At 72.8% G+C, this 11,213-nt stretch carries 10 protein-coding genes; all 10 read left to right on the top strand.

What is annotated here, in order from left to right; all coding sequences use genetic code 11:
- Positions 1–141: 141 nt before the first annotated feature.
- The 10 genes from FCN18_RS27905 (at position 142) to FCN18_RS27860 (ending at position 11,151) form a co-directional block, all read left to right on the top strand.
- On the top strand, positions 142–1,359 hold the full coding sequence (locus FCN18_RS27905; RefSeq protein WP_112274558.1) for a phosphotransferase: 1,218 nt from the start codon (positions 142–144) through the stop codon (positions 1,357–1,359).
- A gap of 168 nt (positions 1,360–1,527) precedes the next feature.
- Positions 1,528–2,328 carry an SGNH/GDSL hydrolase family protein gene (locus FCN18_RS27900; RefSeq protein ID WP_170200613.1) on the top strand — a complete coding sequence of 267 codons (801 nt, stop codon included), beginning with the start codon at positions 1,528–1,530 and terminating at the stop codon, positions 2,326–2,328.
- Between the two features lie 55 nt (positions 2,329–2,383).
- Positions 2,384–3,751 carry a replication-associated recombination protein A gene (locus FCN18_RS27895; protein ID WP_112274554.1) on the top strand — a complete coding sequence of 456 codons (1,368 nt, stop codon included), beginning with the start codon at positions 2,384–2,386 and terminating at the stop codon, positions 3,749–3,751.
- A gap of 18 nt (positions 3,752–3,769) precedes the next feature.
- On the top strand, positions 3,770–4,681 hold the full coding sequence (locus FCN18_RS27890) for an NAD(P)-dependent oxidoreductase (RefSeq protein WP_137096498.1): 912 nt from the start codon (positions 3,770–3,772) through the stop codon (positions 4,679–4,681).
- Between the two features lie 45 nt (positions 4,682–4,726).
- Entirely contained in the window at positions 4,727–5,131 is a 405-nt protein-coding gene (locus FCN18_RS27885; RefSeq protein WP_112274550.1) for a DUF948 domain-containing protein, read from the top strand.
- A complete protein-coding gene (locus FCN18_RS27880) occupies positions 5,128–5,451 on the top strand; it encodes a hypothetical protein (protein WP_112274548.1) in 324 nt (107 codons plus the stop codon). Before FCN18_RS27885 ends, FCN18_RS27880 begins: the two co-directional genes overlap by 4 nt.
- A gap of 97 nt (positions 5,452–5,548) precedes the next feature.
- Complete coding sequence (gene alaS / locus FCN18_RS27875) at positions 5,549–8,209, top strand: alanine--tRNA ligase (protein ID WP_113643647.1); 2,661 nt, start codon at positions 5,549–5,551, stop codon at positions 8,207–8,209.
- On the top strand, positions 8,206–8,700 hold the full coding sequence (ruvX, locus tag FCN18_RS27870) for a Holliday junction resolvase RuvX (protein WP_112274544.1): 495 nt from the start codon (positions 8,206–8,208) through the stop codon (positions 8,698–8,700). Before alaS ends, ruvX begins: the two co-directional genes overlap by 4 nt.
- The gene (mltG, locus tag FCN18_RS27865; protein ID WP_137096497.1) at positions 8,697–10,307 is read left to right on the top strand and encodes an endolytic transglycosylase MltG; all 1,611 of its coding nucleotides are present in this window, start codon (positions 8,697–8,699) and stop codon (positions 10,305–10,307) included. Before ruvX ends, mltG begins: the two co-directional genes overlap by 4 nt.
- Positions 10,297–11,151, top strand: a complete 855-nt coding sequence (locus tag FCN18_RS27860) for a shikimate dehydrogenase (RefSeq protein ID WP_407675794.1) — start codon at positions 10,297–10,299, stop codon at positions 11,149–11,151. Before mltG ends, FCN18_RS27860 begins: the two co-directional genes overlap by 11 nt.
- Positions 11,152–11,213: the final 62 nt, after the last annotated feature.

The raw sequence follows: 11,213 nt of genomic DNA, 5'->3' as shown, positions 1-11,213 counted from the left end.
AGGACGGCGCGGGTACGAAGGAAACGTTCCGCGGCGTCGCCCCGACCACCGTCGGACGGTTGAGGGACAATCCCGCGAAATCTTCATGTTCTCGCCGACGTTGTGGTCACCGCTGCTCGTTCACTAGTAGGGTCGGAGCCAATGACTGTGGACACCTCCTCTACCGATGAGTCGCCGATCGGTGCAGGAGCGGAACTTCTCTCTGTCGATGCCGCCGTCGCCGCCGCCGAGGCGGTGCTCGCCCAGCGGTTCGGCAGCACGATCACTCTGATCGATGCCGAGGACCTGGCCGGGAGCGGCCCCGCCACCGTGGTCAGGGCCCGGGTCGACTCGTCGTCCTTCGCCCTGCCACGCACGCTGGTGATCAAGCACTACCCGGGTGCGGCCCGGCAGGGGCAGGACGACTCGTTCGCCAGGGAGGCGGCGAGCTACCAGCTGTTCACGGCGCTCTCCCCCGAGGACCGGATGTGCCCCGAGCTCCTGGCACACAGCGCTGACCAGCGGGTGCTGGTGATCGACGACCTCGGGAGGATGCCGACTCTCGAGGACAAGCTCTGCGGGGGCGACAGCCGCGCCGCCGAGACGGCCCTGCTGTCGTGGGCCCGCTCGCTCGGGCGCCTGCACTTCAGCACGGCCAACCGCGAGGCCGACTTCAACGCGCTGCTGCGCAGGCTCAACCCGCGGAACCGGACCGGCGAGGCGCCGGACGACGACGCGGGCGCCGCGCCGGGCGACGTCACCGAACAGACCCCGCACCTACTGGAGCAGGCCTTCGGCATGCGGACGCCCGACGCCGTGCGGGAGGCCGCCGCGCGTGCCGCGGAGCAGATCCGAGCCGGCGGCTACCGCGCGTTCAGCCCGGTGGACCTGTGGCCCGACAACAACCTGGTCACCGGCGCGGGTGTGCGGTTCCTCGATTTCGAACACGGCCGGGTGCGCAGCGCGCTGATCGACGCGGCTCATCTGCGCGTGCCGTTCGTCTCCGCCTCGCACCCGCTGTCGCTGCCAGCGGGGATGAGCGAGGCGATGATCGCGGCGTGGCGCGCCGAGGTCGTCGGCCTCTGGCCCGCCCTGGCCGACGAGGACACGCTGTCCGCGTACCTGCTCGACACCGAGCTGCTGGCCGTGTGGCACGCGACGTGCCGGCACGTGCCCGGGCTCGCCGACGTGCGCAACGCCTCGCGCACCGGGCGCGCGGCCGCGCTGGTCACCTGGTGGCGCGGTCTCGCCGAGCACGCGGAGCACAGCGACCGCGAGTGCGACACCGCGGTCGCGGAGCACGCCGCCAGGGTGGCAGCGGCGCTCGACACGCGCTTCGGGCCGGATCTGGAGCTCGCGCTGTACCCCGCCTTCCGTTAGGCACTGGCACCGAGCATTCCTCGACACGTCCACGCGTCGTTACCCGCGGCTCACCGCTGGTGAGCTTCGGTGGCCGATGGTGTCCACGTGGTGTGCGACGACGTGGCCAGGACAGCAATCCCCGAGACCCCACAGCCCTCCCCGCCGGTGCGGGCACGGCGCCTCGTCGTGCTCGGTGATTCGACTGCCGTCGGCCTCGGCGACCCGCTGCCCGACGGCGCCTGGCGCGGGATGGGCCCGCTCGTCGCCGACTCTCTGGGCATCGAACCCGCCGGGTACCTCAACTGCTCCTTCACGGGCGCGCGCATGGCCTGCGTCCGCACCGACCAGCTGCCCAAGGCGCTCGCGCACCGGCCCGACGTCGCGCTGCTGGTCGTCGGCATGAACGACACCCTCCGTTCCGACTTCTCGCCCCGGCGGATCGCCGCCGATCTCGACCACGTGCTGACCGAACTGGCCGCGGCCGGGGCGCTCGTGCTGCCCGTCAGGTACCACGACCACGGCCGGGTGTTCCGGCTGCCACGCTCGCTGCACCGGGCGCTGCGGGCCCGCATCGACGCGCTCAACGCCGCCATCGACGAGGTGGTGGTGCGGCACGGGGTGCCGTGTCTCGATCTCGACGCCGTGCCGGGGACCTACGAGCTCGCCTCGTGGAGCGTCGACCGGCTCCACCCGTCCGAGCTGGGGCACCGGCTGCTCGCGCGCGGGTTCGGGGAGTTGCTCGCCGGCGCGGGGTACGCGGTGCCCGCGCCGGTGAGCCTGGTCTGCTCCGGGGGCAAGGAGATCGGCGCGCTCGACCACGTCGGCTGGCTCGTGGTCAAGGGCATCCCGTGGCTGTGGCGGCGGGGCCGGGACCTCATGCCCTACGCCGCGGGGATCATGCTGCGGGCCGCCACCGAGCGGCGCCGCCGTCCGGCCGGAGCGGAGGAGAGCCCGGCCGAGCTGCCCGCACCCGCGGCGGCGCACTGAACCCACGCGCCGAGGGGGCGCGCCGGATGTCGGCCCTCGCGGCTACCGTCGAGGTGTGCACCAAGACGAACTCTTCACGGTGAACCCGGACGTGGCCCCGCCGCCGGAGCCCGTCGCGGTCTCGGAGCCGCCGCCCCCGCCGCCCGGCTCTCCGCTGGCCGTGCGGATGCGCCCGCGCACCCTCGGCGAGGTCGTCGGTCAGCAGCACCTGCTGGGGGAGGGCGCGCCGCTGCGCAGGCTGGTCGAGGGCGCGGCCCCTGCGTCGGTCCTGTTGTACGGCCCGCCGGGCACCGGGAAGACGACGCTCGCCAACCTCGTGTCGACGGCGACGGGCCGGCGTTTCGTCGCGCTGTCGGCGCTCTCGGCAGGGGTCAAGGAGGTCCGGGGCGTCATCGAGGAGGCCAAGCGGCGCCGCCGCTACAACGGCGAGAACACGGTGCTGTTCATCGACGAGGTCCACCGCTTCTCCAAGACCCAGCAGGACGCGCTGCTTGGCGCGGTCGAGGACCGCACGGTGCTGCTCGTCGCCGCCACCACGGAGAACCCGTCGTTCTCCGTGGTCTCCCCGCTGTTGTCGCGCTCGCTCGTGCTTCAGCTGCGCCCGCTCACCGACGACGACATCCGGGACCTCCTGGGCCGCGCCCTCGCCGACGAACGCGGCCTCGGCGGCGAGTTCACCCTCACCGACGAGGCGACGGCGCACCTGGTGCGACTCGCGGCGGGTGACGCGCGGCGCGCGCTCACCGCGCTGGAGGCCGCGGCCGACGCGGCCTCGGCCACGAGCAGCCCCACGATCGAGCTCGCCACCGTGGAGTCCACTGTGGACAAGGCTGCGGTGCGCTACGACCGCGACGGGGACCAGCACTACGACGTCATCAGCGCGTTCATCAAGTCGATCCGCGGTTCCGATGCCGACGCCGCGCTGCACTACCTCGCCCGAATGATCGAGGCGGGGGAGGACCCGCGCTTCATCGCGCGCAGGCTGGTCGTGCACGCGAGCGAGGACATCGGGCTCGCCGATCCCACCGCGTTGCAGGCAGCGGTCGCGGCGGCGCACGCCGTGCAGTTCATCGGAATGCCCGAGGGCAGGCTCGCGCTGGCACAGGCGACGCTGCATCTCGCCACGGCGCCGAAGTCCAACGCGGTGATCACCGCGATCGACAGCGCGCTGGCCGACGTCCGCTCCGGCGGCGTCGGCACGGTGCCCCCGCACCTGCGGGACGGCCACTACGCGGGCGCGGAGAAGCTCGGCAACGCGCAGGGCTACCGCTACCCGCACAACGTGGCCGAGGGAGTGCTCGCCCAGCAGTACCCGCCGGACGAACTGGTGGGCCGCGACTACTACGAACCGACCCAGCGCGGCGCCGAGCGCACGCTCGCCGAGCGGGTGCCGCGGCTGCGCCGCACCATCAGGGGAGGCTGATCCGGCGAAGGAGGGACCATGACGGGCAAACCGGTCGTCGCCGTGCTCGGCACGGGCACCATGGGGCTGCCGATGGCGCTGAACCTGCTCGAAGCGGGCCTGCCCGTGCGGGCGTGGAACCGCACGGTCGGCCGGGCGCAGCCACTCGCCGAGCTGGGCGGGGACCTGGTCACCGAACCACGCGCGGCCGTCGGGGGAGCCGACGTGGTGGTGACGATGCTCGCCGACGGTCCCGCCACGCGCGAGACCGTCGAGCCCGTGCTGGATTCGTTCGGCCCCGCTGCCGTGTGGCTGCAGATGGGCACGATCGGGCCGGCGTGGACGGAGACCCTCGCCGGCCTGGCCGCCTCGGCCGGGGTGGACTTCGCCGACGCGCCCGTGCTGGGCACCAGGAAACCCGCCGAGGACGGCACGCTCGTGGTCCTCGGCTCAGGGCCGGCACACGTTCGGGGACGATGCGAGCCGGTGTTCGACGCGGTCGGCAGCCGCACCCTCTGGGTCGGTGACACGGGTGCCGGCAGCAGGCTCAAGCTCGTCGCCAACGCGTGGGTGCTCGCGCTGACCAACGCCACGGCCGAGAGCGTGGCGCTCGCGCGTGAGCTCGGCCTCGACCCGGAGCTGTTCCTCGAAGCCATCGGGGGAGGCCCGCTCGACGCCGGCTACGCGCACGTCAAGGGCGAGGCGATGATCACGGGGCAGTTCCCGTTGAGCTTCGCCGTGCGGCACGCGCTCAAGGACGCCGACCTCGTTCTCGCCGAGGAGGGCGACGCCGATCTCGCCGGGGTGCGCGCCGCCCGGCGGCACCTCGCGGCCGCCGCGGAGGCTGGCCACGCCGACGACGACATGGCGGCGCTGTACCGCGGAGTCGTGAGCCGGGACAGGGCGGACGCGCGGCAGGGTCGCACGGCCGGGGCCGACGACGCACGGTAGCCTGACCCGCACATCGACGTCGCCACCGATCCTGGAGGAGGGCACGTGTCGGCAGGGCAGATCGCCGCACTGATCGCCGCTGGCGCATTCGTGCTGCTGGTGTTGTTCCTCGCGATCGCGTTGATCAAGCTCGGCCGCACGCTGGACGAGGCCACGATCGCGATCCGCAAGGCACACGAGAACACCGACCCGCTGCTGCACGGCGCGAACGACACGATCACGCATGTCAACACGCAGCTCGAGCGTGTGGACGGCATCACGGCCAACGCGCAGGCCGTCTCGGGCAACGTGTCGGCGCTGTCGTCGGTGTTCACCGCGACCCTCGGCGGCCCCCTCGTGAAGACCGCCGCGCTGTCCTACGGACTGTCCAAGGCCGTGCGCGCGCGCCGTAAGGGCAAGGCCGAGAACGGCAAGCACACGCTGCGCCGGGGCAGGAAGAGCAAGCGATGAGGCGGCTGTTCTGGCTCGGCATGGGTGTCGCCGCCGGGGTCGCCCTCTCCCGTAAGGCGACCGAAACGGCTCGTCAAGCCACTCCGGCGGGGTTAGCCTCGAACCTGGGCGACGCCGTGCGGGAGCTGGCGGGCGCCATCGGCGCGTTCGGTGCGGACGTCCGCGCCGGGATGAGCGAGCGGGAGCAGGAGCTGAGCGACATCGTGGAGCGGCGCACGGGCCTTCCGGGGAGGACCGAGGCCACGAGGTACACGGCGGCGGGCGGCAGGCACGCCGCCACCGAGTCGCGCGCCCGGCGAGCGCCCCGGGCGGAGAGCTGAGCGGCGTCGTTCGCCGCGCTCCCCGCCGTCACCGCCGTCCCCGAAACCAGGCTCGCGCCCGATCCGGTGCCGCCGAGCCTCACCCAGAGGAAAACCAGTGGAAACACACGAGATCAACAAGCGGTTCCTGAACTACTTCGAGGGGCACGGGCACACCAGGGTGCCCAGCGCCTCGCTGATCCTCGACGACCCGACCCTGCTGTTCGTCAACGCGGGCATGGTCCAGTTCAAGCCGTACTTCCTCGGCGAGGTGCCGCCGCCCTACCCGCGTGCCACGAGCGTGCAGAAGTGCGTGCGCACCGGGGACATCGACGAGGTCGGCAAGACCACGCGGCACAACACGTTCTTCCAGATGGCGGGGAACTTCTCGTTCGGTGACTACTTCAAGGAAGGCGCCATCGCACGTGCCTGGGAGCTGATCACCACCTCGCAGGACGACGGCGGCTTCGGGTTCGACCCCGGCCGCATCTGGGTCACCGTCTACGAGAACGACTCCGAGGCCGCGGGCCTGTGGCGGGAGATCGCCGGCATCCCGTCCGAGCGGATCCAGGCCCGCGACGGCAGGGACAACTACTGGGACATGGGCGTGCCCGGCCCCGGCGGCCCGTGCTCGGAGATCTACTACGACCGCGGCCCCGCGTACGGTCGCGAGGGCGGCCCCGTCGTCGACGAGGACCGTTACCTGGAGATCTGGAACCTCGTCTTCATGCAGGACGTGCGAGGCGACCAGAGTCCGAAGTACGGCCACCCTCCGGTCGGTGAGCTGCCGAAGAAGAACATCGACACCGGCATGGGCGTCGAGCGGGTCGCGTACCTGCTGCAGGGCGTCGAGAACGTCTACGAGACCGACCTCGTCCGCCCGGTGATCACCAAGGCGGAGGAATTCTCCGGCCGCCGCTACGGTGCGAACCACACCGACGACGTGCGCTTCCGCGTCATCGCCGACCACGCGCGCTCGGGCGTCATGCTCATCACCGACGGTGTCACGCCCGGCAACGAGGCGCGCGGTTACGTGCTGCGGCGCCTGCTGCGCCGCATCGTGCGTTCCGTGCGCCTGCTCGGCGTGCACGAGCCGGTGCTGCCGGAGTTCGCCAAGGTGGTGCGCGACGCGATGTCGCCGTCGTACCCGGAGATCGCGCGCGACTTCGACCGCATCAGCGACGTGATGCGCGTCGAGGAGGAGACCTTCCTCTCCACGCTCACCAGCGGCTCGAAGATCTTCGACCTCGCCGCCGAGGAGACCAAGCGCTCCGGCGGCGACATCCTGGCCGGGGACAAGGCGTTCCAGCTGCATGACACCTACGGCTTCCCGATCGACCTGACCCTCGAGATGGCCGCGGAGCAGGGCCTTTCGGTCGACGAGGACGGTTTCCGCACGCTCATGGAGGAGCAGCGGCAGCGGGCCAAGGCCGACGCCGCGGCACGCAAGAGCGGCCACGGCGATCTCTCCGAGTACCGCAAGGTGCTGGAGCAGCACGGCGAGACCGAGTTCCTCGGCTACACCGACCTCCAGGCCACCTCGCGCGTGCTCGCGCTGCTGCAGGACGGCGTGCCCGTGCCCTCGGTCGGCGAGGGGCAGCGGGCCGGCCTGATCCTCGACCGCACGCCGTTCTACGCCGAGAGCGGTGGCCAGATCGCCGACACCGGCACGCTCTTGGGTCACGGCGTCGAGCTGAAGGTGCTCGACGTGCAGAAGCTCGTGCCCGGCCTGTTCGTGCACAGCGTCGAGGTGATCGCGGGCGAGGTCGGCCTCGACACCGAGCTGACGGCGTCGGTCGACGCCACGCGCCGCGCCTCCATCGAGCGGTCGCACTCGGCCACGCACCTCGTGCACGCGGCCGTGCGCGGCGCCTACGGCAAGCGCGCCGCCCAGGCGGGCTCGCTGAACTCGCCGGGCCGCATGCGCTTCGACTTCACCACGCCCGGCTCGGTGTCGGCCGACGTGCTCACCGAGGTCGAGGAGGAGGTCAACGACTACCTCCAGACCGATGTCGAGGTGCAGTCCTACGTCACCACCAAGGACAAGGCGCTCGAGCTCGGGGCGGTCGCCCTGTTCGGCGAGAAGTACGGCAACGACGTGCGCGTGGTCGACATGGGCGACTACTCGCGCGAGCTCTGCGGTGGCACGCACGTCGGCCGCATCGGCCAGCTCGGCCTCGTCAAGCTCGTCAGCGACGCGTCGATCGGCTCTGGCGTGCACCGCGTCGAGGCGCTCGTGGGCACCGACGCGCTGAGGCACGTGCGCAAGGAGCAGCTGCTCGTCTCACAACTGGCCGGAACGCTGAAGGTACCGACCGACCAGCTGCCCTCCCGCATCGAGGACGTGCTCTCGCGGCTGCGCAACGCCGAGAAGGAGATCGAGCAGCTTCGCACGCGGCAGGTGCTCGGCTCGGCGGGGTCGCTGGCGGAGAAGGCGCAGGACGTGGGCGGTGTCTCCCTGGTCGCGGAGCAGCTCGCCGAGGGCGTCGACGCGGGTGGCGTGCGCGCGCTCGCGGGTGAGGTCCGCAACCGGCTGGGCTCGCGGCCCGGCGTGGTGGCGCTGTTCGCCCCCGCCGACGGCAAGGTGAGCTTCGTCGTCGCCACCACCGCTGCGGCGCGAGACAAGGGGCTCGCGGCGGGCAAGCTGGTGCCCGCGTTCGCCGAGGCGGTCGGCGGTCGCGGCGGCGGCAAGCCGGACATGGCACAGGGCGGCGGCACGAACCCCGCGGGCATCGACCAGGCCATCGCGGCGCTGCGCGGTGCCCTCGCCTCGGGGTGAGCGACATCCGTCCGGACCGGCCCGGGGAGCAGGATCCCGGGGCCGGCCGCAGGCTTGCCGTCGATGTCGGGTCCGTGCGGGTGGGTGTGGCCCTCAGCGATCCCGCGCCCATCCTGGCGAGCCCGCTCGCTACCCTGTCGCGTGATGCGGACGACGACACCGATCTCGACGAGCTGGCGCGGCTTGTCGCCGAACACGAGGTGGTCGAGGTGATCGTGGGACTGCCGAGGACACTGGCCGACCGCCACGGCGCGGCGGCCGAGACCGCCGCGGACTACGCCCGCAGGCTCGCCGAGCGGGTGGCCCCCGTGGCGGTGCGGCTCGCGGACGAGCGGCTCACCACGGTGAGCGCCAGCCGCATGCTGTCCCAGCGCGGCGTCAAGGGCCGTAAGCAGCGGGCCGTGGTGGACCAGGCCGCCGCCGTCGAGATCCTGCAGGGCTGGCTCGACGCGCGCGGCGCGGCGATCGCGAGGGAGGCCGGTCCGGCATGAGCACCCCCGACGACGGTCCCGGCGGCAGGCGCCGCCTCCGCCCGGCCCAGCGGTCCCCGCAGGCGGAGCGCCCGCCCCGGCCCCCGCGCCAGGCCGCGGCGGAGCCGCCCCAGCGCCCGCTGCCCTCCGACCCGCCGGTGCCGAGGCGCCCGCCCGCCCGACGGGCGCGGCACGCCGCACCCGAGCCAGGCCCCGCGCCGCGTCCCGGGGAGCCGAGGGGCGCGGTGCCCGAGCGCAGGCCCCGGCCGCCCGCCCGCCGCAGGCGCTCGCCCAACGAGGGCGTGCCGCCGGACGAGAACCCCACCGAGGTGCTCGGCCTCGACTTCGGCGACCGGGACTACCGCGACTACGACGAGTACGGCGACTACGACGACCTGCTCGACGAGGACATCCACGACGAGTACGGCGACGGGGACGACGAGCGGGCCGTCCCCGAGTACTTCGAGGACGAGCGTGAGGACCGGCCGGAGCCGAGGGCGCCGCGCAAGCGCCGCAAGCGGTTTCTGGGCTGGCTCGCCGCGCTCACGGTGATCGTCCTGCTCGCCGGGGGTGCCTACTACGGGGCGCGTGAGCTGCTCGGCTTCGGCTTCGAGGACTACGAGGGCACCGGCGAGAACGACGTGCTCCTGCATGTCGAGGAAGGCGACTCGACGCGCGCCATCGCCACGAAGCTCAACGAGCTCGACGTGGTCGCGAGCGCCGAGGCGTTCGTCGACGCGAGCGCGGACGACGAGCGCGTGCTGGGCGTGCAGCCCGGCTACTACGTGCTCAAGACGAAGATGTCGGGCGCGAGCGCGGTGAGTAGCCTCGTGGCGCCGGACACCAGGGTCGGTGAGCTGCAGCTGCGGGCAGGCACCCAGCTCGACGACATCCAGCAGCCCGACGGCTCCGTCACCCCCGGCGTGTTCTCGCTGCTGTCGCAGGCCTCCTGCGCGGACCTCAACGGCGAGAGCACGTGCATCCCGGCGGAGGAGCTGCGGCGCCTTGCCGACACCGCCGACCTCGCGCAGCTGGGCGTGCCCGAATGGGCCGCAGCCGACGCCGCGAGGGCCGAGCCGGGCCGCAAGCTCGAGGGCATGATCGCGCCGGGTGTGTACGACGTGAAGCCGGGCTGGGACGCGGCGACGCTGCTCGGCGAGGTGCTCAAGACCTCGACGCTGCGGATGCAGGCCGCCGGGCTGCCCGACGCGGCCGGGCGGACCGGCTACAGCCCGTACCAGATCCTCATCATCGCGTCGCTGATCGAGCGCGAGGCCGTGGCGAACGACTTCGGGAAGGTCTCCAGGGTCCTGCACAACCGGCTCGCGGAGGACATGCGGCTCGAGCTCGACTCGACCATCAACTACGTGCTCCACCAGCCCGAGGTGCGCACCAACGACGCGGACCGGGCGCGGGCGGGTGCGTACAACACCTACCGCAACCGCGGCCTGCCGCCGACACCGATCGCCGCGCCGAGCCTGGACGCCATCACCGCGGCGGAGGAGCCCCCCGATGGGCCCTGGCTGTACTTCGTGAAGTGCGAGACCAACGGGCTCTCGTGCTTCTCGGTCGACTACCAGGAGCACCTGCGCAACCGCGACGACGCGATAGCCCGTGGTGTCTTCTAGCCCCCGCCGCGCGGCGGTACTCGGCAAACCGGTGGAGCATTCGCTCTCGCCGGTGCTGCACGGTGCCGCGTACGCGGCCCTCGGCCTGCCGGACTGGACCTACGAGCGGATCGAGGCCGACGCCGAGAGCCTGCCCGGCCTAGTGTCCGGCCTCGGTCCCGAGTGGGCGGGGCTGTCGGTGACGATGCCGGGCAAGCGCGCGGCGCTGGACCTCGCCAACGAGGCCACGCCGAGGGCCACCGCCGTGGGCGCCGCGAACACGCTCGTGCACCTGCCCTCGGGTGGCTGGCGCGCCGACTGCACCGACGTGGACGGCGTCGTGGGTGCACTGCGCGCCGCGGGTGGCTACACCGAGGGCCGGACGGCGATGGTGCTCGGCGCGGGAGGCACCGCCGCGGCGGCCGTCGCGGGCTTCGCCGCGCTCGGCCTGGAGCTGGTGCGGCTCGTCGTGCGGGAGCCCGCGCGGGCCGAGGAGTCGGCGGCGGCCGCGAAGCGCGCCGGACTGGCTGTGGAGGTGCTGCGCTGGTCCGACGTGGACTTCGCCGCCGTCACCGGCGACACCGACGTGCTCGTCAACACGGTGCCGCCCGACGCGGTCGCCCCGTACCTGGCGGAGCTGGCCGCCGTCGGTTGCGTGCTGGACGTGATCTACCACCCGTGGCCGACGCCGCTCGCCGAGGCCGTCGCCGCGCGCGGCGGCCGGGTCGCGACCGGGTTGGACATGTTGCTGCACCAGGCTTTCGGCCAGGTGGAGCAGTTCACGGGGCGGGCGGCGCCGAAGACCGCGATGCGGGATGCCCTGCGTGAGGCGACGGGCGGCATTCTGCCGCTGCCGCTGGACTGATCGTCCGAAAGTCGCTCCCCGCCGTTCACCTTGTGCCCGTAGGGTGAGCGCGACTGGGAGGT

The sequence above is a fragment of the Prauserella endophytica genome (assembly GCF_005146945.1).
Classification (GTDB): domain Bacteria; phylum Actinomycetota; class Actinomycetes; order Mycobacteriales; family Pseudonocardiaceae; genus Prauserella_A; species Prauserella_A endophytica.
The sequence above is the reverse complement of the archived record's forward strand: the minus strand, read 5'-3'. Positions and strand labels throughout refer to the sequence as shown.